Here is a 23,796-nt window from a genome sequence, read left to right as displayed (position 1 = left end):
ACAATTATTTGATTGTATTGGTCGTCGATCCTACGATGGCGCCCGGCATCCATATCGGGAAAACGACACCATGCACATCGCCATCCTCACCTTCGAAGGTTTCAACGAACTCGACTCGCTGATCGCGCTCGGCATCCTCAACCGGGTCAAGAAACCCGACTGGCGCGTCTCGATCGCCAGTCCAACCGCCAAAGTCCGTTCGATGAATGGTGTGGTGCTCGAGGCGCAGGCATCGCTGCAAGACGCTGTGGAGGCCGACGCGGTGCTGGTGGGCAGCGGCCTGCAGACCCGTGAGGTGGTGGCCGATGCGGCGCTGATGGCCCAACTGAAGCTCGACCCGACACGGCAACTGCTGGGAGCGCAGTGCTCGGGCACGCTGGTGTTGGCCAAGCTCGGTCTGCTCGAAGGCGTTCCGGCCTGCACCGACTTGACCACCAAGCCGTGGGTCGAGGAGGCAGGTGTCGCCATCCTCAACCAGCCTTTCGTGGCCAAGGGGAACGTCGCCACCGCGGGCGGGTGTTTGTCTTCGCAGTACCTGGCGGCCTGGGTCATCGCGCGCCTCGAGGGTGTCGACGCGGCCCGAAGCGCGATGCACTATGTCGCACCGGTGGGCGAGAAAGAAGACTACGTGTCGCGCGCGATCGACAACATCACGCCGTTCCTGGAGGGCTCGGTCGCGACCGGGCGTCCCTCGCCTGCTCGGCCACGCCCCTGACGGTCGGCACCGCGCGTCCTCGTCGCCGAGTCGCCCAAGTCGTGCCTGGGCGGACCGGGCCGTTCATTTGTAGGACGCTTCGACCTTGCCCTTCAGCTTGATCATCAACGGTTTGCCCTTGCGGTCCAGCGTCTTGCCCGCCGGGACGCGGATCCAGCCTTCGCTGATGCAGTACTCCTCGACGTCGAAGCGTTCCTTGCCATTGAAGCGGATGGCGACTTCGTGCTGAAACACGGCGGCGATGTGGTGAGGGCTCTTCGGGTCGATCGAAAGGCGGTCGGGCAAAGGGGGTCTGTCTTGGTTCTCGTTCATGGACAAATGACCTCGGTTCGGCAAGTGATGACCCGGCATTGTCCACGACGCAGGCGACGGGTGCAGCCGCGCGTCGGACCTTGAGCACGGGATGCGGCTGCCGGGTACAAAGGCCCCGCGATGCCTTCTCACCACGTTCTTCTTGGCGCGTCACACCAGGGCGCGAGCCGTGATCCTCCGATCAAACGGGTCACGCGTCAGCCAGACCCGGCACGGGGCGCGTCGCGCGAGAGAACATGTGAAGCTTAGGCGGGCCGCGCGCTGGCTCAGCCCCTGCGATGGTCGAGCGCGTCGATCCAGAGTGTGGCGCACTGGTAGCCGAAGTCGAACGCCTCGGTCGTGTCGCGCAGAATGCGCTTGGGCACCTCGACCAACACTTCGTCCTCACTTTCGGAACCACGCACGTGTACGGTGACGGGGTAACTGTCGAGTCCGGGGGCGGGCAGGGTCGACATCCGGATGCGATAACCACTGTGGGCGCCCACAGCCTCCAACCGTGCGCCGCGCTTGATCACCTGGTATTTCAAATCTGGACTCCGGCTGCTGTGATCACGCCTGCACCATACCGCGATCCGGAGGATTTGTGGATTGGGCCGAACGCTGATGCAGCGTCACCCGTCGCCGAAAAAATGTGCGCCTGCAATGTCTTCGTCGGTCAAGTGCGTCTGAGCGGGCCCGGCGGTATATTTTTTGCGAAGGGTCAGCGAATCACGTGAGCGCGGTTGACGATGGCATCCGCTTGGGTTTTGTCGATGTACGCTCCCGTGGTTCCAAGTGGGCCGCCGAGGTGGAACGGCGGGCCCAACCGTGTCTCGCAAAAGGCGTGCACCACCTCATCCGTCGAATGGCGAATCAGCTGCACGCCTTGGAGGGCACGCGCGAGGGCTTCGCACGCTGGCCGTGCCACGAACTCGTCGTGCAACAGGGTGTCGAGCAGAGGATCGAGCCGGTCGATGAAGGTGTCGAACCGCTGGTCGAGCTTGCGCACAGACTGGAACTCGGCCTGCAGCGCCGCACGGCAACTGCCGTTCTTCAGCAAGGCGCGGCGCACGTCCATGCACATCATGTTCGCCGTCCCTTCCCAGATGCTGTTCAGCGGCGCTTCGCGGTAGAGGCGCGCCATCGGGTGCTCCTCGATGAACCCGTTGCCGCCGTGGCACTGCATGGCCTCGTAGGCAATGGCCGGGGCCCGGGAGCAGTTGAAGAACTTGGCGAGGGGTGTGGCGACACGGGCGAAGGCGGCTTCCTGCTCATCGTCTCCGAGGTGATCGGTGGCCTTCGCCACACGCAACGCCAGCAAGGTTGCGGCCTCCACCTCGACGGCCATGTCGGCCAGCACGTTGGCCATCATCGGCTGACGTGCCAGCGGCGCGCCGAAGGCATCGCGCGTGCCGGCATGGTTCAACGCCAACGTCAGCGCTTGGCGCATCAAGCCGGCGGACCCGACGGCGAAGTCGAGCCGGGCCAGGTGGCTGTGCGAGAGGATCTCGCGTAGGCCGGCACCTTCGGCTCCCACCCGGATGGCAAGGCTGCCGCTGTACTCGATCTCGCTCGAAGCGTTGGACCTGTTGCCGCACTTGTCTTTCAGTCGCTGAATCCTGAACGGGTTGTAGCTGTTGTCCGGCAAGGTGCGCGGCAGGAAGAAGCAGGTCACCGCGCCCGCCACCTTGGCCAGCGTGAAGAAGCCGTCGGCCTGCGGCACGGAACAGAACCACTTGTGGCCCGTCAACACGTACCACTCGGCTCTTGCGCCGTGGTAGTCGGCCGCGTGTGAGAACAGCGCGGTCGTCTGTGTTTGCCGCAGGTCGGACCCGCCTTGCTTCTCGGTCATCGCGTAGCCCACCACGACCGACGGCTTCTGTGCGACCTCGCGCCGACTGAACTCGTACTGGGTACCCCGCACCTTCTCGGCCCAGACCTTCAGCGCCGGCTCTGCCTGGAACCCGGCGAAGGCGGAGTAGGCCTGCGCTGTGGGACAGCCGGTGCCGTGCTCGACCTGGTTCCAAAGGTAGGACAGGACGGCGCGCGCGAAGTGCGGCTGCGGCCCGGGGGCGCTCCACGCCAGCGAGTGCACTTCGTGCTTCCAGGCCAGGTCCATCAGCTGATGCCAGGCCGGATGGAATTCGAGCCAGTCGACGCGGTGGCCGTACCGGTCGTGGGTCTTGAGTTCTGGTGGGTAGCGATTGGCGAGCCGAGCCAACTCTTGAACGTCGTCCTCGCCCGCCAAACGCCCCAGTGCGGAACAGCGCTCGGCTGCCCATGGTGCCTCGCGCGCCACGGCGGCGGTCAGGACGGCGTCAGCGGCGAAGGCGTTGAACCCGGCAGGGGCGCGTGCCTGGTTCACGACGAGATGCGTGGCGTGGCCGTCACGGGTCATTTGAGCAAGCTTCAGCGGCTCCGATGAGTGCGAGGCATTCATGCTTCTCTCGGTGAGGGGGGACGTGAGCGCAGAGATGTCGCCGTCCAGCGCGGCGCGGCGGGTGGACCTTAATTCACTGCTTTCGGCGATGCAACTGTGGGATTTGCTTCGCAGTCCATCGGCCGCTGCGGCCGTCCGAGCCGTGCAGGCCGAGCGTCTAGCGTCGCACCGCGAACGGCGGTTGCAGGTGTTGGTCGGCAAACGGCTTTGCTGCAGAAGCGAGTTTCTTTCAGCCGACGTGTCTCTCGAACCCGCGTGCTGAGCGGGCAAAACCCGGCCGGACATCGACGCATGCTGCGACTCAAGCAGTATGGTGCCACCGAAGCCCGAAAGGTAGGACTGGCGGCCCGAACAAGAAGTGCAAGACCCGCCGCAAGCTTGTCCCTGACGCCTTAGACGAGGCATGCAGGAGCAGGGGGCGCATGACCAGCGCATCGCCGGCAGCCGCGAGGCAAGGGGTCATCGGGGCGCGGCGACGGATGTCGGCCGCGTCCTCCGACTCGATGCGACCCACCGTGTGCGTGCCTGGAACCACCATCAAAGGCCCGTCTGGCTCGCCGCAGGCATCGAGGTGCAGTCGGACGGCAATCAAGCGTTCGAGCACGGAGGTCGGAGGCTGCACAAACAGCGCGCCTTCCTTCTCGGACCAGCCTCCAAGCGCCGCCGCCTCGACTCGCGCTGCGACAGGAATGCTGAGATCCTGGTGGACAGGCACCAACCAGTTCCGCGAGGCGGACTTCTCGAAGTAGGTGCACTGCACGGCAACATAGTCAGCGGGGACAACTTGAGAGATGCGCGGATCCTGCCGCAGGCGCGCCACACAATGCCGCGCCCAGACGAGCGACAGCAAACACCTGGTCCCCACGGACCTGGCATTTAACTGGTCTGTAGACCACGTCAGTGTCTTGCATTCGTCGTCGGTGAGAACCCGAGGAATGCACACAAAGCCCTGGTCTTTGAACTGGGTCGTGAACATCGGCTGTCCATTCTGGGAAGGGATCATCGCCCCGCTACTGGGGCGCCGACGAGTTGCGACCCAAACCAAGTACCCGAGCCGTCGAGGTGAACCATCGTGATGTGTCGGTAGGCGTCAAAGCCGAACAGTTTGCCATCGGGGGCCGTCCCCGTGAGACAGGACACTAGGGGCACGTTGCATCGCCCCAGAAGTTGTAGGCGAGCGACTTGGGGCGAGCGACATACCCCATTTGGTAGGTCGGCGTGAAACCCGCGCTCTTCAGCAGTGCCGGGACGTCGCGGGTGAGGCGGCAGCCTCCGGCCATCCGTGACCACCAGGGCTCGAGGCGGCGCCGCCACTTCCGAACGGAGGCGTCTGGCGCAAGACCGTGCTCGGCGAACAAGAGCCTTCCACCCGGGCGAATGACACGGCGCATTTCCGCGAGGGCCGCGGACGGATCTCGAACGCTGCAGAGCGTGTAGGTGCAGACGACACAATCGAACCCCGCGATGGGTGATAGCCCGCAAGCGAAGTCCAGGAGACGAGGCAGCACCTTCCGGTCGTACCAAGACGAGGTTGATGAGTTCATGGATGAAGATGGGTGAGGCCTGGAGTCGACGATGATGCCAGCGGGAGCTGCGCGTTTCGGGACTTGTTCGTTCTGCTGTCACCGAGCGGACGGCCAAAGCGGCACCCGACACCCCATAGAAAACGCCGCCTTGCACCCATCGGTGTCAAGGCGGCGTGTCGAAGATCAGGCGACTGCCGCTGGGGCAGCCACCGGGTCGACTGTGCTCAGCGGCGCAGCATCACCGGCTCCAGCCCGAGGGTGATCCGGCGCGAGGCGGGCAGTGCAGACGAGGTGTTCTGCAGCGTCGCCGCCGTCGACACCGTCCAGGCGTCCGGCAGTTGCACCTGCTGGCCTTCCACCGTCGACCACAGCACATACTGGTACTCGGTGCCACGCTGCAGCTTGAACACATAGACCTGGCCGTTCAACGCATACGCGTCCAGCAGTCGGGCCCCGCGCATCCAGCTCACCATCGTCGAGTAAGACGTCGACGCTTCGGTCGGCGTGCGGAAGTCGTCTTCCACCATGCGCGCCAGCGCGTCACCGCTTTCCCAGATGTGGTAGTTGAAGTTGCTCACCCCCTTGGCCCACATGATCATCAGCGCACGCGCCGTCGACGAGCGCACTTGCTGCTGCGTCGGCACGAAGGTGGCGCAGGTGGTGGTCAGCGCATCGCAACCCGGCGCACCTTCCGTGTTCCACAGCGGCTTGTTGCCCACGCCGTAGTTGTTCATCATCTGGCGCACGTTGCCGATCATCGGGGCCAGCTTCTCGGGCGAGGTGCTGAAGTACCAGTGGTAGCCGATGTTGTCGACGTGGGCACCGCCGCCGGCGGCCAGGAAGTTGTTCAAAAAGCCCATGCCCTGGCCGCTCGTGACACCGGGCGACACCAGCACGTTGGTCGGGTCGACCGCCTTCACTTCCTCGTGGGCGATACGCGCCATCTCGACCATCTGCTGCATCGTGCCGTTGTAGTGCGGCTGGTAGTCCGGCTCGTTCCACAGCTCGAAGTACTTGATCTTGCCCGCGTAGCGGCGTGCCACCTCGCGCACATAGTTGCGCCAGTCGTTCATGTTGGCCGGAGCACCCGCCGCGCCGTAGCCGTACAGGCCCTTCTCCGAGGGGGTGCTGGAGGCCCACGCCGGCGTCTGGCCCAGCGTGTACAGGATGGCCGCGTTCGGGTCGTTGCGCTTGACGAAGTCGACGTACATGTCCAGGCGCTTGCCGCCGCCGCCGCCGCTCGCCCACGACCACACGCCGCGGCTCGGCTCCAGGTCACGCCAGGTGGTGCCGGTGTTCCACAGCCGCACCACGTGGTGGCCCACTTGCGGGTAGTTCTGGTGGCGGCCCAGCTTGTTCACGTGCATGCCGAACAGCGTGTCGGGGATCGGCGCGGTGCTGAACGGGGCCAGGTCGTTGAACTCCAGCTGTTCGATGGTGACGTCGTCGATCCACAGGTTCGCGCCGGGGGTGCCCGAGGCGACGCGCAGCGTGCCGGTGGTGGTGCCGGGGTAGGTGCCGGTGATCTCGACCTTTTGCCAGGTCGAGTTGGCCTGGACGGTCTTGGTGCCGAAGGCGTCCCAGGGCGGCGCGTCGCGGCGCATCTGCACCGTCACGCTGGTGGCCACGTCGCTGCGCACCCACAGGGTCGAGCGGTAGGTCTTGCCGCGGGCGAAGGCATACGGGTAGGTCAGGTGGGCGTCGCCATTGGTCTTGCTGGTCATCCGAAAGCGCTGCGAGGCGCCGCTGCGGACGTAGCCGGCCCGGGTTTCGCGGCCGGCGTCGGCGGTGGCCACCGGCGAGCCCCACAGGTTCAGCTTCCAGCCGGGGGCGGTGTAGGAGTAGGCGTCGTTCATCGAGGACGTCACCAGCCGGGTGCTCTGCACCGAGCTGCCGCCCTGGGCCGGCAGGCTGAGCACGCTGCTCGAGACGGCCATCGCGGTGGCGCGTTCGCCGGCTTCGGGGGTCTCGGCCGACAGCTCCTCGGTCGACACGCCGGTGTCGGGGGCCTCGGACACGAGCGCCGGCAGATCGGCGGTCGCGCTTTGTTCGGTGTTTTCAGCACCCTCATCACCACCACCACCACCACCGCCGCAGGCGGTCAACAGGGCAGCACAGACAGCGGTAAGAACGGGGAGCCAACCTTGCTTGAGAGCAGACATGATCTTGATTTCCTGAGCAGCGTTTTCGACGGTGTTTCCGAAGGTGCCGCTCGGCCCGCCGGTCAACGACCGGACAGGCAGAGCAGGCGGGAACAGCGGGGGAACGCGTTTCAGGCAATGGCATCGAGCGGTGTCGATGCGACGTGATGTCAGGACTGCCTCTACCCCGCAAAGCGAGCGGTGACAGACTGGCGTCTGTGCGTCGAATGCTCGTTGCGACAGGAAGAATTTTGGGCGCGATCGGGTTTGGGCAACATCAGCGCAGCTTGGTGCGGGCTGTCACTGCGGCGGGCCGCCGTGTAAGGGTTTTTTGGACGCGCGGGGGGCGGGCGGCTGGCAGGCCCCTCGCGGACTCGACGCGCGGCCTGCGGGCGCCAAGAATTCCCGGAACTTGCGCACGGACGTGGCGCTGGGCGGCGGCGAGCGACACGCCGGTCATGGTGAAGGCCTTCCTTGTGAGACAAGGTGACCGATGGCACCGGCATGAAGGTGCAGGCGCTGGCGAGCACGCGATGCAACAAGTTCCGAGCCTCCATCTGAAGGCGACCGAGCACGTTGCCCTGGCCTCCTCCGGAAGACGACTTGAAGTCGCGACATCTAACGCATGCCGACCCGGAGGACGGGAGAGTTGCTTCCTGGCCTGGTAGAGAGATTCATGACGCGAGGGCTGCCGCCCAGGTGACCCTGCTTGATTCACCTTCAAGGACTTGCCGTGAGCCAGACACCGTTGCGCGATGCACACCACCTGATCCTTGAGTACGCAATGGACGACAGAGACGGCTTCATTGAATGGATTCCTCCTCACGTCATAGGCGCCCCCCGCGGCGCTGCCGGTCCTCGTCGATAGAGGTCTGGTCGATCCGATGGCTCGAGGTGTTCTGCGGCCGCTGCCCACGCTGTCGCCTTAGGGTGGGATAGGTCGCAGAGCGTGTCTTCGACCCGTTCAAGGCGTTCGACCTCCTCCTGACCGAAGCCGCACGGGAGCAGGGAACTCGAACACCTCAAGGCGACGCCCCGTGAGCGCGCTTCCGTCGCAGACAGCGGCCCTCGTGCAGCCCATCACGATCAACCTCCCCAAGCCAACCCCATAACTTCCTCGTCGCCCCGACGGTTCGCCACCCGCTCGGATTGCCACGATGACTCGCAGGATGAACACAACGATGGACATCACGATTTCTCAAGACGCGGTGACGATCAGCATCGCCCGGACCCACCGGTCCGTCATGTTCAACGGCCAACGTTTCGAGGTCACCGAGCTGGGTATCCCGCTGCCGTTTGCGCGCCAGCCCGGCACCCTTCACGACGTCAAGGACGGTGACCTTCAGTGGGTCTACGTGACCGACACGCATGAAATGACCGCCGCCGAGTTTGACGAGTTCGCCAGCGATCTCCTCAAGCGACGCGAGTGGCTGATCCAGGAAGGGGGCGCGGTGGGCGGCGGCTTCCTGTGTCTGGAGATCGCGGCGCCGGGACGGCCCATCCTCTACGTCAACTCTGAAGGCGCGGGCTATGCGCGGTACGTTGCGCGGCTCGGGTAACTGATGTCTCTCAACCTCCGACGAAGATCGCTGACCGTCGATGGCCTCGCTGCTTGCAGATCGGTTCGTACAATCTTGCGGTAGCGTTTAGCCGGCCGAGGAGGGGGCGCGAGACCAACCTCCTTTGGCCCGAGCGTGTGCCGTGTGCAAACCACGTCCTCTTTGTCGGCTCATCCAGAAGATCATGCAAGTTACTCGCCTCGGTGCAGGCGTCCTCACCATCGATGGCTTCCTTTCACCAGAAGAATGCACCGCGTTGATCGTGCGCAGTGAAGCCATGGGCTATTCGGAAGCCGCCATACAAACCGACGACGGAGATCGGCTGTACAAGGAAGCGCGCAACAACGATCGCATCATCTTTGACGACAACGAGCTCGCCCTAAAGGTGTATGAGCGGGCCAAGCCGTGCTTGCCGGCAGAGCTGGACGGTTGGCGGTTGTCAGGACTGAACCCGCGCTGGCGCTACTACCGCTACGGCCCGGAGCAGAAGTTCACATGGCACCAGGACGGGACCGTGCGGATCAGTCCGGAAGAAGAGAGTTTGCTGACGTTCATGATCTACCTGAACGCCGATTTCGAGGGCGGCAGTACCGATTTTGGGTGGGACTCGGTCCGTCCGGTGCAGGGAAGGGCGCTGGTCTTTCCCCATCGCCTCCGGCATCAGGGGGCGAAGATGGCGAGGGGAGTGAAGTACGTGCTCCGGTCTGACGTGATGTACGCAAGCCAGGCGGCGCCTGGCCAACGGTGCGCTTGAAGGTAGGGTGAGAAGCGGAGGGCGTGCGGCGTGCGTACCGGTTGCCGTCGCACCGTTGACCGCTACCCTGCCGCTTGACGCTCAGTGCATGGACCAGGGCGGCGGCGCGGGCCGCCTCCGCCGTTCACGCCTCCACCGGAATCCAGATCTCGGTGTGCAGGTCTTCCGGGGCGGCGGTCTGCGGCGTGTTGATGCACAGTTCCAGCGGCGGCGCGTCGCGCAGTTGCTCGCCCGACGCCGGCAGCCAGTCGCGGTAGATCGCGGCCCAGGTGTGCTGCAGGCCGCTGTAGGGGCCACGGTGGGTGAAGACGGCATAGCGGCCGGGCTGCAGGGGCTGCCACGCCAGCGTGCCGGTGAGCGGCAGCTCGGGCTGCCGGCAGGTGCCGGTGCCGTCGAGCATCGAATGGCCGAACACGAAACCGCCCACATAGCGGCAGTGCGGATCGTCCGGCCCCTTGGGTTCGTCCGGGACGATGCTGATGATGCTGGACACCTGTGGCAGCAGCCCCCGCGCGGCCACCGCGGGATAGAGCTCGCCGAAGGCCTGCTGGGCCGAGCGGGTCATCTGGTGGTCGACCATACCTCGCGCGGTGGCGGTGAGGGCGACGATGCCCTCGGGCAAGGTTGCGTGGCGGGTGGGCTGCATGATCGGATCTCCTTGGCGGTGTGGTTGGAAGCGGGGCCAGCGCCCCGGGGACAACAGGTCGGACCACGGCCCCGCGTCGCCGTTGCGCACCGCGGTCGCGGTGGTGCCCAGTTCACGGCGCAAGGCCTTCGCGAGCGCCTGCGCCGACTCGTAGCCGACCGCCAGCGCGATGTCGAGCACGGGCTCGCGGCCGCTGGCGAGCAGCGCGCAAGCGCGCTGCAGGCGACGCCAGGTGACATACGCGGCAACGCTGCAGCCGACGTACGCCCGGAACATGCGGTGGAAGTGGTGGCGCGACATCGCGGCGTGATCGGCCAGCGTGCTGGCGTCGAGCAGCTCGTCGAGGTGGGTCTCGATGTGCACGAGCGCCCGGGCGATCAGCTCGCCGTTACGCTCGATACGCGGCAAGGGCGGGACACGGAGGTGACGGAGGACGGGGGCCATGCGGGCGGATTCTGCAGGGACGCCGCCGTGTGCGCGTGTCCGGCCGTGCTCGACGGCGAACCCCGCCACGGCGCCCTTCCTGCCCGGTGGGTCGCTACGCCGCCGGCGCACCCGGCTTGCGATTCGAGGGCAACAAGGCCTCGGAGGCTGCGGCGATCTCACCCAGCGCACGCGCGACCGCGTCAGGAGCTCGTGGCCTGCGGCGGGAACGCTCTGCAGGCAAGCTCGCGGCACGTGAGGCAACAGGTGGTGGCGCACCGCGTCGGGTGGATCGACGCGGTCGTGTTCGCCCCTCATGCATCGCTCCTCGATTTGATGGAGTGGCTCGGATGGGAGGTCTCAGCCGTCTCAGGCGGCACCGCACGCTTCTGGTAGGTCTTACAGCTGGCCGGTGCCGGCGTGCTTGAGTACTCTGGGCAAGGCGCTACGTGCGCTTACGAATTCATAAACATGAGGAGAAAAATGCCGGCACCGTCCAGGCGGAACCACGCGAGAGCCCAACTCCTCAAGCCCAGGACGGGCAAGGCTTCACGTTTGCGAATCACGGAGGGCGCCGCATTCTCACTTGCGGCATGCGGGGAGGCAGTCCATCGGAGGACGAGCCGCCTCTCGCGAGGCGCCATGCTAGCAGCGGGGGTGCAACGGCGTCAGTCAGTCGATCCGGTTGAAGTCTTGCACCTGAAAGACGAATGTCTTCCCATCCTTGATTTTGTGCGTGACCACGCGCCTGGTATTGTGGTCTAGAAAGACGTGAGTGTTATGAAGGGTTGTTTTTGAAACTCCACTCTCTACGCGGAAAAAGAATACTCCAGCGGATAGCGCCGTCGCCTGCAAATCGAGATGGTCGGTCTTCGCCCGTGCGATCTTCTCTGAGACGCGGATCCTCGATTTGAGCGTCACCTCGCCCACCTGATACAGGCGTTCGATGTGTTCGACTTGCTCAAATGTCTCTGAATCTAGCCACGCAATGTCCATGTGCACCGCAGTCGATTCCAGAAGAGCGCCGTTCTCGTCGAATGTCTTGCTCAGGCCTTCCCAGCGTCCCATGAATGCATTGAAATACTTCTGATGGCTGGTGATTTCCGTAGTCATAGAACTCCCTCAGTGGTTAAGTGGGAAAAACTTGATCCTGCAAAAAATGATCGTTAAAGAGTGTTAGCGATGAATTTTCAGCACCTCCGGACTTTTGTCGTGATAGCGCAAGAGCGAAGCTTGACTCTCGCTGCAGACAAACTGTGCCTTAGCCAACCTGCCGTCAGTGCCCAATTGAAGAGCCTCGAGGAAGAGCTCGATTTGCGACTGTTCGATAGAACGCCGCGCGGCATGGTCCTGACGGAAGAGGGGAAGGTCATAATAGAAGAGGCCAGCAAAGCACTTTCGGCAGCGGAAAACGTAAAGCGCACTGCTAAATCCTTCAACGGCAACGGTGTACGAGGTGAATTCAAGCTGGGGACGATATCGGAACCCTCAGTGCTGAGGTTGAGTCAATTCTTGACGTTGATCTTGGAGCGGTATCCAGAGCTCAGGCTTGCGCTTTCGCACAGCATTTCGGGTTTTATCGTTGACAGGGTGCTGGAGAGGGCCATCAACGCCGGGTACATCATCGGCGAAGTACCACATCCTGATTTGGAATTCATTCCCGTTGCTCCGATTACGTTGCGCGTCGTTGGCCCGATGCAACTTCAGCACGATATTCAAAAAGCCACCTGGAAGGACGTTGCCACCTACCCTTGGATCACGACACCGGCGAAATGCTCGTTTCGTCAGATCGCTTCGGACATGTTCGCGAGAAACGGCGTCGCTCCGCGGACTGTTATCGAAGCGGACCAAGAAAATACTTTGGTTGACCTTGTGCACACCGGCGTCGGATTGACTCTTCTTCGCGAGGACCTTGCCATTGCTGCGGAGACTGCGGGGAAGTTGGTCATCTGGGGCCCGGGTGTGGAAGTGAGCCATCTCAACCTTGTATATCTCAAGTCTGAGCGGGACAGCCCGATGCTCAGGGCTGTCCTCTCCGTGATCTCAGACCTATGGCATGGAAATCAAGCCGGGCGCCGCTCTCATGCGGCTCGTTTAGCGGTCAGCCCCACCATCTGATTTTTGCGGGAAGCGCCTGCCGCCTGCATGCGCTGATAGATGTTGTTCGCTATCAAGGCGAAGGCGGTGATACAGGCGCCAGCGACTTGCATAGAGCCTGGTTGAACACCGGTCAATGCCGACAAGGTGAAGGCAGTGATGGGGACAACGTCCATAAAGAGAACCCCGTTAAGTGGCGTGAGAATCTTGTTCCCAACGTTCCAGCAAAGTACCGCCACCAGTCCGGCCACGAGCGCCATGTAGAGCAAATGGGGGCCGACGCTGAAGACCTGGGCAACGGATGGGATATGAATCTTTCCGAGCACGGTGAGCACCGCTACGACTGCGTAAACCGTTGTGAGCCCCATCACCGTCGTGAGCGCCGTATACCGATAGGCCGACCATGTCGGAAAGAAGCTGCCACCCACCGTATAAATAACCCAGCACAGGGCGCCGGCCAGGATGGGGATATTGGGGACAAAGGCTTCCGGGGTCATGACGAGGTCGGAAAAATTTCCTTCCGTTATGACGAGGGAAACGCCTGCGAAAGACAGCAGGATGAGCAATAGCGTGGGAAGGGGCGGACGTGTGCGACGGACGATCCAGTTGACGAGCATTCCAAGCATGGGCATCGTTGCCATCGTGATAGAAGCCGTGAGTGCGCCGCTCGGGCCGGCCAGCTCCTGCCCATAAAAAACAAGGAAACCAAACCCTGCAAAGCCGCATGTCCCGAGGAACCACACCAGAATGGTGCGCTCGCCCTTCAAGCTCAAAGATTTTGAGCCCTCCATCAACAGCAGGAGGATGATGAAGCCGAGTCCCGCCAAGGTGTATCGCAGGGCGGTGAAATTGAACGGGTCGAGTTTGGTCAACGCTGACGTCATCACTGGGAACATTGCTCCCCATGAGACTGTGGCAATAAGACAGGCGAGGACGCCTTTCAGATAAGTCGGTTTCATATTAATCTCTCTTCAACGGTTTGCAGGGTGCTGACACTACTCAGGCGAGTAACGCCTCCAAGTCTTGGACGCGCACCTTGCCGCTCGGGCTGTAGGGAATAGACGGCAGAATTGCCATGCGCTCGAAGCGCACGTCTTCGGCTTCGGCTAGGCGCTGAACACGGGCCAGCACCGCTTGGTCGGTGGATAGGCGTCCTTTGATGAGAGAGAGCGCACAATGCGGTGCCCCCTCTCCAGAGACGATGGCCACATCGGCGACGCAAGGTAGGGCTCGAATCGAATCTTCCAATCGATAAAGGTGGGCCGTCTGGCGAGTGTCTGCGGTACGGTTGAGTAGAAAAAGCCGGCCGTCGTCGTCGAGGTAGCCAAGCTCCGGGGTCACTAGATACTCCAGGCCGTCTATCGTTCTCCGCTGCATGTCCCCATCTAGATAGCGGTCCATGCTCATATAGCTGTGAATCGCCACGGCGCCAGGGACGCCATTCGGAACGATCTTTCCATCCGCATCAATGATGATGATCTTGTTCCCGTCGTATGCGCGACCGACACTCCCGGGACAGAGTTCGATGTCGCGCGGGTCCGCGATAGTGTTCACGCCGGTTTCGGTGGTGCCGTAATACTCGTGTACGCAGCTGCCCAGGACCGACAGCGCGCGCGACTTCAGCGGAACAGGAAAGTGTTTGCCGCCCACCAGGACCCACCGCAAAGCAGCAGGTTGCCCGAGGACTGCGGTCTCTATGTGGTCCAGCAGGCGCGAGAGCATTACCGGTGTCAGGGTCGTGGTGGTGATCTCGTGCCGCACCATTGCCTCCACCAATATCCCGGGGCAGTCGAGATCCGCAATGAAGATGGTGGCTCCGAGCGACAAGAAAAGTCGGGCCCACCCATTTCCCGCTGCGTGGTAGAGCGGCATACACAGAAGATAGCGATCCCGGCGGTTGAACCCATAAGTCGCGGTAAAGTACGCAAAACGCCGCGGGTCGAATGACTTGGTGCGGAGCACGGCTTTCGGGAGGCCCGTTGTGCCAGACGTGAAGCCTAGGGCGCGATAACTTTGCAGGGCATAACCTTGCTCGGGCGACAACGCGCTTTCCGGTTGTGCGCTATAAGAGTATTCTTCGAAGAACGACTGGGTTACCGAGTCAAGATCGATCTTCAAGACGCTTTCTGGTGCGAGGCGATCGAGAGCGGCACGGTGATCCCAGAGCGTGGAGGACATCAGAAGCAGGGTAGCGCCCGTCTTCTCGATAAGGCTGCTCAAGGACTGCAGTGATAAGGTGTAGTCCAGCCCCGAAATCGGTACGCCCAGAGTGGCGAATGCCGACAACCATGGCACCAATTCGACTCGATTCTTCGAGATGTACAGCGCTTGCTTAGGCAAATCTTTCCCGTAATGCGCTAGAAGAAAGGCGATCTTCTTTCGCGTACAGCCTTCAAGCTGGCGCCAGCTCATCACCACCGGGCCATCCACAATCGCCGGTTCTTCGGGCGTTTCCCTCGCTATCGCGGCAATTCCTTTCAAAGCAATCATATGGTTCTCCTTGGGTTGCGTCAGGCGTTGAAAACCAAAATGCCACGTTTTCTGATGTTGTCGATTTCTCGGTGCGTTTCAGCTGTTATCTGATCTCCCGGCACAATCAGCGGCACACCGGGAGGGTAGGGAATGATGTAGTCAGTCGACGTGACTGCTTGGGCGGACATGCCTTCCTGGTGCAAAAGATCGGATAGGGCCGCCAGTAGGGCAACTGTCGCTTCTTTTGTGATCCCGATATGAAAATTGAGCAGCATGGATTTTTCTGTGATTCGGTTTACATATATCCCGTGGTGTAGGAAAAGATAGTCTTTGATCTCTTCCGTCGAAATGGCGAGTCGCTCGGTGTTGAGTGGAATCTTCGTCGGGTCGTGAATCACATGGGATGCTGCCGAACGCGGAACCATCGGCAGGTCAATCGAAAGCGACTGGAATTGAGGGTTGGTGATGATTTCGTGCTTGAAGCTCTCGGCAAGATGTCGTGCTTCTTTTCTGAGCTCCCATCCCTCGGCTTGCATCTGAGCGCGCGCCAGGTCCAATGAGGCCAGGATCGGATAACTCGGAGATGTGGTGTGAAGGCGGAAACGTGAGATACGAAGTTTCTCTAGAACGCTGCCGTCGCCGCGGTAATGAACCATCGAAGCTTGCCGCAAACAGCTGAGCGATTTGTGCGAGGAATGGGTGACGACGATATTGAGGTCGGGATGCGATTCTTGAAGCTCTTCGATGTTGAGGGCTGCATGCTCCGAGAGGATGTCGCAAAAATAATTGGCGGCCCCCCAAGCTTCGTCGATCAGAAAATTCCTGGTTTTCACTCCGTTGTTCAGCAGGTGTGCAAGAACTCGGGGGATGCTGTGCACCAAGCCATCATATGAGTGAGCATTCAGAATGATGAGATCGAACCCAGCGCCGGACTCCTGTGCAGCAAGACAGTTGGCGAGCAAAGCGTCAACGTCCCACGCTCGCATGCCGGTCGCATGGCATGACCAGTTCGGCGTCAGATAGGACACCTCTGCGCGCAGCATGTTGAGGCTGAAATGGAGAGACTGGTGGCAGTTTCTATCGAGCAGTACTTTGTGACCGTTTTTGTACAATGCATTCAGCGCAATCTGATTTGCTGCTGTTGTCCCAGCTGTGATAAACAGCGTCCCATTGGCGCCAAACAACTCGGCCGCCATTTTTTCGGACTTTTGAATGCAACTTTCGGCGAAAAAGAAGGTGTCGAAGTGCTTTCCAGTCACTGTGGTTTCAAATTTCAGAACATCTTCGCTGAATATTTTTCGGTATTTCTCTTTGCAGAGAGTACCGTGTAGGGAGGCGCCTTGCGATATGGGCAAGGCATGGAAGTTGAATCGAACATCTTTAGCAAGCGCTCGTAAGCTGTCGGCGATAGGGGCAAGCCATTTATCATCCTCTCCGAGCGATATATCCTGGGCCATGTGTTTCCCTCTCCAGTAGCCGGTTGATTGATTTATGACGTTGACTCTAAGGACGAAGCCTCAGGCAAGCCATTCGTTAATTTGAATCATCGCTAAAAGATTTCGTGATGCAGGCCGGCGATGGCGATCGGATCGACGCCGGCGATCCAGGCGGCCGCTGTCCGAGCCGTCGATGCCGTGGCAACGCTGTCAAGAGCGACGCCTGCGCTGTCGGGGAGAAGAGCACGAGAGAAGAGACGCTGGGCCTGCCGGGGTGGCGGTGGGGGCCGCGGGCGAGGCACACTTGGCGCAAGAAGAGCATGTGGCCCGGGCGACCGCGGCTTCGGCGATTTCTGTGGCGCCAAGTCCGTCACGGGGCGCAAGAGCACGAGCAACGCAAGCGGGTCGACAGCGGGGATGGGTTGGAGGACTGGCATAAGGCGTTGGCTGCACCGGCTGCCGACAACGAGCAGAGGTGCTGGTGCCGCTTGCACGCCAAAACAAGCAGTCGCGCGACGTTCGGTCGCTCAGTGGCCGTCACGCGGCACCTGCCGATCCACTGACCATGCGCTGTTGCACTCGAATCGGCCGAGGGCGCCGATGTGGGCCCCAGCCTCGGGGAGCGTCGCGCACGGAGTGGAGCTCAAGCGCCGTAGACGAAGTCCAACGTCTTCACTGGGTGCGCCGGGTTCACCGTCAGCTGCCCCAACAGCCGAACATCGCCAACACGCCACCTTCCAGGTGGTCGCTCAGGGAGGCGTCCAGCGCGTCGTGCGGTGCCAGCGTGTCAGCAGCATGGGAAAAGTCGAGGACGTTGTCGGCATCCGCGGGTCCGCTCTCGGCCGCATCACCACGACGTCTACCACGTCAACTCGCCCGGTGACCGGACATCTTCCGGGCCGCTTGGCCCATCCGTCATGCCGGTCGTCTTCGTGAACGAACGTCCGGAGAGCTGGGGCAGGGGCAGGTCAGGCCCCGACCCAACGGTGGGCCAGCCCGGGCGACATCGAGAGCGTTCCATCGGCCTTCACCCACAGTCCCTCGAGCCCCGCCTCACGGCGCACACGTTGCCTTGCGGCGGCTGCGCCGGCCACCATCAAGCTGGCCCCCACGCCGTTGACCGACTCCAGGTCGCGGGCCACCAGCGTCACGCCGCGCAGCCCCTCCGTGGGACGCCCGGTGCCGGGGTTGAGGATGTGGTGCAGTCGCTGGCCATGGCGCATGAAAAAGCGCTCGTAGTCGCCGGAGGAGACCACAAACCCCTCGGTGACCGGCAGCACGCCCAGCAGGCGCTGCGGGGCGCGCGGGTCGCGCACGCCGATGCGCCAAGGACGCTCCTCGAGCGGGCCGCCGACGGCCACGTCGCCACCGCCGTTGATCATCGCGCTGGCAATCCCGTTGCGTTTCAGCGTCTCGATGCCGGCTTCGAGGATCGGCAGCTTGGCGATGCCGCCCAGGTCGATGCGCATGCCGCGCTGGGTCAAGAACGCAGTCCCGGCCTGTTCGTCGAGCACCACACGGCGGAAGTCGACCAGCGGCAACTGCCGGGCGACGGCCTCGCCGGAGGGCATCCCGGGTTGATGCGGATCAAAGGACCAGCCGCGGATCGAACCCACCGTGATATCGAACGCACCACGGCTGCGTACGGACTCCTGTTGAGCCATCTTCAGCACGCGCATTAACTCGGCCGGCACCTGCACCGCCTGCACGCCGGCGGCCAGGTTGATCGCGGCGACGACGCTGGTGGCGCTGAAGTGGCTCATCATGTCCACCAGGCGCCCCATTTCCGTCCAAGCCAGGTTGATGGCACGACGCGCCAGTGCGGGGTTCGCGGCCGCCACGCTGATGTCCACTCGGGTGCCCATCAGCAGGCGCGAGTCTCGCAGCACGGAGCGCTCGGCTCGGGCATCGCCGAGCCCGAGTCCGCAGACCAGCAGCGGCAGGGCGGCCATCAAGCTGCGGCGGCGCCGGTTCACCGGGAGGTGAGATCGCGTGTCCATGAGAGCCGCGTCCTTGCGAGGTTCAGCGCGTGAAGGCGATCATGTAGTCGACGGCGGCCTTGACCTCGTCGTCGGTCAGCGACGCGTTGCCGCCTCGCGCGGGCATCATGCCCTTCGCGCCGGTGAAACCATCGATGGCGTGCTTGTACAGCACGTCCTTGCCTTGTGCCGAGCGGGCGGTCCAGTCGGCCTGGTCGCCGGGCTTGGGTGCACCGGCAACGCCGGCTGCGTGGCACATCGCACAGACGTTGCCGTACACCTTCTTGCCCACCACGTTCTCAGCTGCCGCGGGAGCGGCCGGGGCAGGGGCAGGGGTGGTGGCGGGAGCCGGCGGGGCAGTGGGCGCTTCCGCCTCCTTCTTGCCGCAGGCGGCCAGGGCCGCGATGGCCAAGACGGAAATCAGCAGTCGTTTACTCATGATCAATTCCAGGAAGAAGTTGGACGAAGCCTAGAGGGATCGCGGCGGCCGTGACCTGACGCACGTCAAAGCCTGTTGCAAGTCTGCGAGCTTCGGAAAACGTTGACCCACCTCAAGAGGCACGCCGGCGAGATTGCGGAGTATTCAGTCCGGATGCATATCCAAGCAGTACCGGAGCCCGCCATTTCAGGTCGCCGGACCATCCCTGAGGATCGCAACATGAGTCAAGGCAAAAAATCGCCGAACGAATCCGCGCCCGTCACCGGCCGCCGTCGCTTCCTGAATACCGCAGCGCTCGCCGGCCTGAGCGTCGGCTTCGTCGGGTGTACCGATAAGACTGCCGCGTCGACATCGGCCGCCCCGGCGGCGTCCGGTGCCAGCCATGGCGAGGCATCCAGCCCGCACCTGAAGCCCGGCGAGCTGGACACCTACTACGGCCTCTGGAGCGGCGGCCACACGGGCGACCTGCGGGTGCTGGGACTGCCTTCGGGCCGTGAGATCCTGCGCATTCCCTGCTTCGTGCCGGATGCGCTGGTGGGCTGGGGCATCACCAACGAGTCCAAGAAGATCATGGGCACCAAGCCCGACGGCAGCCTGCGCTACACCGTCGGCGACAGCCACCACGTGCACGCCTCCTACAAGGACGGCAACTACGACGGTCGCTATGCCTGGATCAACGACAAGATCAACAGCCGCCTGGCCCGCATCCGGCTCGACTACTTCGTCTGCGACAAGATCACCGAGCTGCCCAACGTGCAGGGCTTCCACGGCATCTTCCCCGACAAGCGCGACCCGGTCGACCCGGCCATCAACTACACGACGCGTGTCTTCTGCGGCTCCGAGTTCCAGATCCCGTTACCCAACCAGGGGCAGGGGACCGACAAGACGGACCAGTACCGGTCGATGTTCACCTGCGTGGACGCGGAAACGATGGAGGTCCGCTGGCAGGTGCTGATCGATGGCAATTGCGACCTGACCGCGACCTCGTACGACGGCAAGCTGGCGGCCACCAACCAGTACAACGTCGAAAACGGCGCGCGCTACGAGGACATGATGTCGGCCGAGCGGGACGCCTGCTTGTTCTTCAACATCGCCCGCATCGAGCAGGCGGTGAAGGACGGCAAGTTCCGCACCGTCGGCACCTCGAAGGTGCCCGTGGTCGACGGCACGCGCGCCAACAACGCCGATCCCAAGACCGCGCTGACCGCCTATGTCAGCGTGCCGAAGAACCCGCACGGCGTGAACGCCAGCCCGGACGGCAAGTACTTCATCTGCGCCGGCAAGCTGTCGCCGACCGGCACCGTGATCGAGCTGGCCAAGGTGCTCGACTGGTTCGACGGCAAGCTGGAGAAGATCGACCAGGCCATCGTGGCCGAGGTGGAGCTGGGCCTCGGCCCGCTGCACACCGCCTTCGACGGCCGCGGCAATGGCTACACCACCCTGTTCCTGGACAGCCAGGTGGTGAAGTGGAACATCGAGGCCGCCATCAAGTTCCACGCCGGCGACAAGACCGCCAAGTACGTGCTGGACCGCATCGACGTGCAATACCAGCCGGGCCACGTCAACGCGTCGCAATCGGAAACGGTGGCGGCTGACGGCAAGTGGCTGGCGGTGGGTTGCAAGTTCTCGAAGGACCGTTTCCTCCCGGTCGGGCCGCTGCATCCCGAGAACGAGCAGCTGATCGACATCTCCGGCGAGAAGATGGTGCTCGCGGGTGACCACCCGGTGCGCGGCGAGCCGCACGACTTCATCATCTTGAAGCGTGAGCTGCTGCGCCCGAAGCAGGTCTATGCGCTGGACGACTTCCCGCTGGCGGTCAAGGACCCTAAGGAGTCCGGCGTGTTCCGCAGCGGCCGCAAGGTGACGGTGAAGATGACCTCGCTGGCGCCGGCCTTCAGCCTGCGCGAGTTCACCGTGAAGAAGGGCGACGAGGTGACGCTGATCCTCACCAACCTGGACAAGGTCGAGGACCTGACGCACGGCTTCGCGATACCGAAGTACAACGTCAACTTCATCGTCAACCCGTTGGAGACGGCCTCGGTGACCTTCATCGCCGACCAGCCCGGCGTGTTCTGGTGCTACTGCACCCACTTCTGTCACGCGCTCCACCTGGAGATGCGCACGCGGATGATCGTCGAAGCCTGACACATCCCTGTGCCGTGACCCGTGCGACGGCGACGCCGCACGGGTCGCTCGGCTGGAACCCATCACGATGTTGATCCGAGTCCTTGCGGCCTGCTGGGCCGCGCTGTGCCTGCTGGTCAGTGCCCCCGCCGGCGCGACGAGTTACGAGGCGTCGCTGCCGGCCGAATTGAGCACCGCCAAAGACCTGTGCGCGTGGGTGCCCTGCGCCGAGGTGTTTCCCGGCGCGCGGTCGTTCTCCGAGCGCAAGGGCCAGCCTCCCTATGTGGAGGCCTACGGAGAGGCCGACGCGGGCGGTACACGCAAGCTGTTGGGCTACGTGATGCTGTCGACCGACATCACCGACACGCCGGCCTATTCCGGCAAGCCGGTGGTCACGCTGATCGGCATGGACGTCACCGGCCGTTTTGTCGGCGTCAAGGTGCTCAAGCATTCCGAGCCCATCCTGCTGCTCGGCATCCCCGAGGAGGCGCTGGTCCGATTCAACCAGCAGTACGTCGGCAAGTCGGTGGCGGACAAGATCGAGGTCGGCCAGTCGCGTCCGGACGAGGGTGTGCTGGGGGTGGACGCGATCTCCGGCGCCACCGTCACCGTGATCGCGCAGAACCAGGTGCTGACGGCCTCGGGCACCGCGGTGGCGCGGCAGGTGGGCATCCTGGCCCCGACGCAACGTGAGCCGGCACGCTTTCGCGTCACCGGCCAGCGCAGCGACTGGGCCTCGCTGGTCGAGCAAGGTGCGGTGCAGCGCCTGGTGGTGCAACCGGAACAGGTCGGCCTGCCGCACGGCGATACGCCGTTCATCGAACTGTGGTTCGGCGACCTGAACCACCCCGACATCGGCCGCAGCCTGCTCGGCGACAGCGGCTTTGCCAACCTGCGCGCGCAACTGAAAGACCACGAGCATGCGCTGTTCGTGATTCGCACCGCAGGCAGTGAGTCGTTCAAGGGCTCCGGCTTCGTGCGGGGCGGCATCTACGACCGCATCCAGCTGCACCAGGAGGCCGACGCTTTCACCTTCCGCGACCTGGACTACCTGAACCTCTACGGACTGCAGGCCCCCGGTGCTCCGAGGTTCACCGAGTCGGCGATCTTCATCGTGCGTTCGTCGGCCTTCTCGCCGGCCCACCCGTGGAAGCTGAGCTTCCTCGGCAACCGCGTCGACCGTGCCACCGGCGCGCGCAGTTTCGCCAACTTCGACGCCGCCTATTGGCTCCCCGAGGCCGCGTTGGAAGGCGGCCGACCGCAAGTGCAGACGCCGGACGCTCCCTGGGTGCGGGTGTGGAAGGCACGCGCTGTCGAGATCGCGCTGTTCGCCACTTTGCTGGTGGCCGTGGCGGTGGTCTATGCGCTGCGCGACCGGCTGACCCGCCGCGCCACGCACAAGAACAAGTGGCCGGTCAACGGCTTCAAGTACACGGCGTGGGTGTTGAGCGTGGTGTTCGTCGGCTTCGGGGCGATGGCGCAGCCGTCTATCACCCAAGTGCTGACCTGGTTCCACGCGCTGCTGTTCCAGTGGCGGTGGTCGCTGTTCCTGAGCGATCCGTTCATCTTCCTGTTCTGGATCTTTATTGTCATCACCGTGTTCATCTGGGGCCGCGGGCTGTTCTGCGGCTGGCTGTGTCCCTTCGGCTCGCTGCAGGAGATCATCCACAAGGTGGCCGCTGCGGTCGGCCTCAAGCGCTGGCAGTTCAAGCTGCCGCGGCGCTGGCACGACCGCCTGAAATGGGTCAAGTACGCCGTGTTCTTCGGCCTGCTGGCGGTGTCCATGTTCTCGATGGGCCTCGCCGAAATGCTGGCCGAGGTGGAGCCGTTCAAGACCACCTTCCTGGTCGGCGTGTTCAACCGCGCCTGGCCCTACACGCTGTTCGTCGCGACCCTGCTGGGCCTGGCCATCTTCATCGAGCGGCCGTTCTGCAAGTATTTGTGCCCGCTCGGCGGTGCGCTGGCGATGCCCAGCACCTTCCGCTGGTTCGGGCTGCGACGCAAGCCGGATTGCAACCGCTGCAAGGCCTGCGCCGTGGGCTGCGGTGCGCAGGCGATCGACGAGCATGGCCGCATCGACCATCGTGAATGCCTGCATTGCCTGGACTGCATGGTGCTCTACACCGACAGCACCGGCTGCCCGCCGCTGGCGAAGGAGCGCAAGCAGCGCGAACGCGCCGGGCTGCCGCTGACCCCGATCGGGCGCGACGGCTACTTCATTCCGATCCACCCGGTGCCGATGGAGACCGCCCCTGCGGCTCGCGAGGTGAGCGGCGTGGACCCGCGCCTGCCGACACCGCCGGCACCCGCCCCGTACCCGGTGCCCGGACGTACCTTGCCGTGGCTGGCAGCCGAGCTGCTGCACCATCTGTGGCCTTGGAGCCGAGGCGATTTCGGGCGCCGCCGCGCCCTGCAGGCTGCCGGCCTGTCCATCGCGGTGGCGGCGAGCGTCGCCTGGCTGCTAGCGGCCAGCGGCCGGCTGTCGGCGGGCGCGTTGATCGGCTGGTGGTTCGGTTGGAGCCTGTACGAGGTGTTGATCCGTCTGGACCACAAGCGGCTGGTGAAAGACGGCCCATGGTGGCTGCACCGTTGGCGGGTCGCGAGCGTGATGGACATGCTCAGCTATGTCGGCTTCAAGAACTTGCTGATCGGCGCAACCCTGTTCCTGGTGCTCAAAGCGCTCGGACGGCTCGCGGTGTAAGGAGAAGCGGGCATGCGATCCGTGATGGCAAGGTGGTGGATCCGCTGGCTCGT

General features: G+C 63.5%; 19 protein-coding genes. 6 read left to right on the top strand and 13 right to left on the bottom strand.

Annotated elements, in window-relative coordinates; genetic code table 11:
* Positions 1–70: 70 nt before the first annotated feature.
* Positions 71–715, top strand: a complete 645-nt coding sequence (locus AAW51_RS20590; protein WP_047196104.1) for a DJ-1/PfpI family protein — start codon at positions 71–73, stop codon at positions 713–715.
* Positions 716–778: 63 nt separating this feature from the next.
* On the opposite strand, the gene AAW51_RS20585 is transcribed toward AAW51_RS20590, so the two are convergent.
* The 6 genes from AAW51_RS20585 to AAW51_RS31170 all read right to left on the bottom strand — a co-directional run bounded on the left by AAW51_RS20585 (position 779) and on the right by AAW51_RS31170 (position 7,134).
* Positions 779–1,027, bottom strand: coding sequence for a DUF3297 family protein (locus tag AAW51_RS20585; protein WP_047196103.1), 249 nt, complete (start codon positions 1,025–1,027; stop codon positions 779–781).
* A gap of 266 nt (positions 1,028–1,293) precedes the next feature.
* The gene (locus AAW51_RS20580) at positions 1,294–1,554 is read right to left on the bottom strand and encodes a hypothetical protein (protein ID WP_047196102.1); all 261 of its coding nucleotides are present in this window, start codon (positions 1,552–1,554) and stop codon (positions 1,294–1,296) included.
* A 173-nt stretch (positions 1,555–1,727) separates the two neighbouring features.
* Positions 1,728–3,647, bottom strand: coding sequence for an acyl-CoA dehydrogenase family protein (locus AAW51_RS20575; RefSeq protein ID WP_238947652.1), 1,920 nt, complete (start codon positions 3,645–3,647; stop codon positions 1,728–1,730).
* 100 nt (positions 3,648–3,747) lie between these two features.
* Positions 3,748–4,422, bottom strand: coding sequence for a phytanoyl-CoA dioxygenase family protein (locus AAW51_RS20565; RefSeq protein WP_047196099.1), 675 nt, complete (start codon positions 4,420–4,422; stop codon positions 3,748–3,750).
* A gap of 163 nt (positions 4,423–4,585) precedes the next feature.
* Positions 4,586–4,990: a class I SAM-dependent methyltransferase gene (locus tag AAW51_RS29430; RefSeq protein ID WP_083438459.1), complete on the bottom strand. Its 405-nt coding sequence runs from the start codon at positions 4,988–4,990 to the stop codon at positions 4,586–4,588.
* 206 nt (positions 4,991–5,196) lie between these two features.
* Complete coding sequence (locus tag AAW51_RS31170; protein WP_047196098.1) at positions 5,197–7,134, bottom strand: glycosyl hydrolase; 1,938 nt, start codon at positions 7,132–7,134, stop codon at positions 5,197–5,199.
* Between the two features lie 1,160 nt (positions 7,135–8,294).
* On the opposite strand from AAW51_RS31170, the gene AAW51_RS20550 reads away from it, so the two are divergent.
* A complete protein-coding gene (locus tag AAW51_RS20550; protein WP_047196097.1) occupies positions 8,295–8,672 on the top strand; it encodes a hypothetical protein in 378 nt (125 codons plus the stop codon).
* 184 nt (positions 8,673–8,856) lie between these two features.
* Entirely contained in the window at positions 8,857–9,426 is a 570-nt protein-coding gene (locus AAW51_RS20545; RefSeq protein WP_047196096.1) for a 2OG-Fe(II) oxygenase, read from the top strand.
* 124 nt (positions 9,427–9,550) lie between these two features.
* Here AAW51_RS20545 and AAW51_RS20540 read toward each other — a convergent pair whose 3' ends face one another.
* Positions 9,551–10,516 (bottom strand): AraC family transcriptional regulator, encoded by a 966-nt coding sequence (locus AAW51_RS20540; RefSeq protein ID WP_047196095.1) that lies wholly within the window; start codon positions 10,514–10,516, stop codon positions 9,551–9,553.
* A 651-nt stretch (positions 10,517–11,167) separates the two neighbouring features.
* The gene (locus AAW51_RS20530) at positions 11,168–11,608 is read right to left on the bottom strand and encodes a hypothetical protein (RefSeq protein ID WP_047196093.1); all 441 of its coding nucleotides are present in this window, start codon (positions 11,606–11,608) and stop codon (positions 11,168–11,170) included.
* 69 nt (positions 11,609–11,677) lie between these two features.
* On the opposite strand from AAW51_RS20530, the gene AAW51_RS20525 reads away from it, so the two are divergent.
* Positions 11,678–12,613 (top strand): LysR family transcriptional regulator, encoded by a 936-nt coding sequence (locus AAW51_RS20525; protein WP_053013809.1) that lies wholly within the window; start codon positions 11,678–11,680, stop codon positions 12,611–12,613.
* On the opposite strand, the gene AAW51_RS20520 is transcribed toward AAW51_RS20525, so the two are convergent.
* From AAW51_RS20520 to AAW51_RS20500, 5 genes are all read right to left on the bottom strand, one after another.
* The gene (locus AAW51_RS20520) at positions 12,577–13,551 is read right to left on the bottom strand and encodes a DMT family transporter (protein ID WP_047196092.1); all 975 of its coding nucleotides are present in this window, start codon (positions 13,549–13,551) and stop codon (positions 12,577–12,579) included. The two genes, AAW51_RS20525 and AAW51_RS20520, sit on opposite strands and share 37 nt — an antisense overlap.
* Before the next feature lie 40 nt (positions 13,552–13,591).
* Positions 13,592–15,082 carry an AMP-binding protein gene (locus AAW51_RS20515; protein WP_053013807.1) on the bottom strand — a complete coding sequence of 497 codons (1,491 nt, stop codon included), beginning with the start codon at positions 15,080–15,082 and terminating at the stop codon, positions 13,592–13,594.
* A 20-nt stretch (positions 15,083–15,102) separates the two neighbouring features.
* Complete coding sequence (locus AAW51_RS20510; protein WP_083438457.1) at positions 15,103–16,521, bottom strand: aminotransferase class I/II-fold pyridoxal phosphate-dependent enzyme; 1,419 nt, start codon at positions 16,519–16,521, stop codon at positions 15,103–15,105.
* A 947-nt stretch (positions 16,522–17,468) separates the two neighbouring features.
* Positions 17,469–18,500: an FAD:protein FMN transferase gene (locus AAW51_RS20505; RefSeq protein ID WP_047196091.1), complete on the bottom strand. Its 1,032-nt coding sequence runs from the start codon at positions 18,498–18,500 to the stop codon at positions 17,469–17,471.
* Between the two features lie 22 nt (positions 18,501–18,522).
* Positions 18,523–18,918, bottom strand: a complete 396-nt coding sequence (locus tag AAW51_RS20500) for a c-type cytochrome (RefSeq protein WP_047196090.1) — start codon at positions 18,916–18,918, stop codon at positions 18,523–18,525.
* A gap of 219 nt (positions 18,919–19,137) precedes the next feature.
* Between AAW51_RS20500 and nosZ the strand changes: the two genes are divergently transcribed.
* Entirely contained in the window at positions 19,138–21,063 is a 1,926-nt protein-coding gene (gene nosZ, locus AAW51_RS20495; protein WP_047196089.1) for a TAT-dependent nitrous-oxide reductase, read from the top strand.
* A 67-nt stretch (positions 21,064–21,130) separates the two neighbouring features.
* A complete protein-coding gene (locus tag AAW51_RS20490; RefSeq protein ID WP_047196088.1) occupies positions 21,131–23,743 on the top strand; it encodes a NosR/NirI family protein in 2,613 nt (870 codons plus the stop codon).
* Positions 23,744–23,796: the final 53 nt, after the last annotated feature.

It is taken from the genome of Caldimonas brevitalea, from assembly GCF_001017435.1.
Classification (GTDB): domain Bacteria; phylum Pseudomonadota; class Gammaproteobacteria; order Burkholderiales; family Burkholderiaceae_C; genus Caldimonas; species Caldimonas brevitalea.
This window is presented reverse-complemented; position numbering and strand designations above follow the sequence as displayed.

Excerpts from the sequence above, each read along its gene's own strand:
- AAW51_RS20565 (WP_047196099.1), bottom strand. The coding sequence starts at position 4,422 with ATGTTCACGACCCAGTTCAAAGACCAGGGCTTTGTGTGCATTCCTCGG.
- AAW51_RS20520 (WP_047196092.1), bottom strand. The coding sequence starts at position 13,551 with ATGAAACCGACTTATCTGAAAGGCGTCCTCGCCTGTCTTATTGCCACA.
- AAW51_RS20505 (WP_047196091.1), bottom strand. The coding sequence starts at position 18,500 with ATGGACACGCGATCTCACCTCCCGGTGAACCGGCGCCGCCGCAGCTTG.
- AAW51_RS20590 (WP_047196104.1), top strand. The coding sequence starts at position 71 with ATGCACATCGCCATCCTCACCTTCGAAGGTTTCAACGAACTCGACTCG.
- nosZ (WP_047196089.1), top strand. The coding sequence starts at position 19,138 with ATGAGTCAAGGCAAAAAATCGCCGAACGAATCCGCGCCCGTCACCGGC.
- AAW51_RS31170 (WP_047196098.1), bottom strand. The coding sequence starts at position 7,134 with ATGTCTGCTCTCAAGCAAGGTTGGCTCCCCGTTCTTACCGCTGTCTGT.
- AAW51_RS20550 (WP_047196097.1), top strand. The coding sequence starts at position 8,295 with ATGGACATCACGATTTCTCAAGACGCGGTGACGATCAGCATCGCCCGG.
- AAW51_RS20530 (WP_047196093.1), bottom strand. The coding sequence starts at position 11,608 with ATGACTACGGAAATCACCAGCCATCAGAAGTATTTCAATGCATTCATG.
- AAW51_RS20525 (WP_053013809.1), top strand. The coding sequence starts at position 11,678 with ATGAATTTTCAGCACCTCCGGACTTTTGTCGTGATAGCGCAAGAGCGA.
- AAW51_RS29430 (WP_083438459.1), bottom strand. The coding sequence starts at position 4,990 with ATGAACTCATCAACCTCGTCTTGGTACGACCGGAAGGTGCTGCCTCGT.
- AAW51_RS20490 (WP_047196088.1), top strand. The coding sequence starts at position 21,131 with ATGTTGATCCGAGTCCTTGCGGCCTGCTGGGCCGCGCTGTGCCTGCTG.
- AAW51_RS20585 (WP_047196103.1), bottom strand. The coding sequence starts at position 1,027 with ATGAACGAGAACCAAGACAGACCCCCTTTGCCCGACCGCCTTTCGATC.
- AAW51_RS20510 (WP_083438457.1), bottom strand. The coding sequence starts at position 16,521 with ATGGCCCAGGATATATCGCTCGGAGAGGATGATAAATGGCTTGCCCCT.
- AAW51_RS20500 (WP_047196090.1), bottom strand. The coding sequence starts at position 18,918 with ATGAGTAAACGACTGCTGATTTCCGTCTTGGCCATCGCGGCCCTGGCC.
- AAW51_RS20540 (WP_047196095.1), bottom strand. The coding sequence starts at position 10,516 with ATGGCCCCCGTCCTCCGTCACCTCCGTGTCCCGCCCTTGCCGCGTATC.
- AAW51_RS20515 (WP_053013807.1), bottom strand. The coding sequence starts at position 15,082 with ATGATTGCTTTGAAAGGAATTGCCGCGATAGCGAGGGAAACGCCCGAA.
- AAW51_RS20545 (WP_047196096.1), top strand. The coding sequence starts at position 8,857 with ATGCAAGTTACTCGCCTCGGTGCAGGCGTCCTCACCATCGATGGCTTC.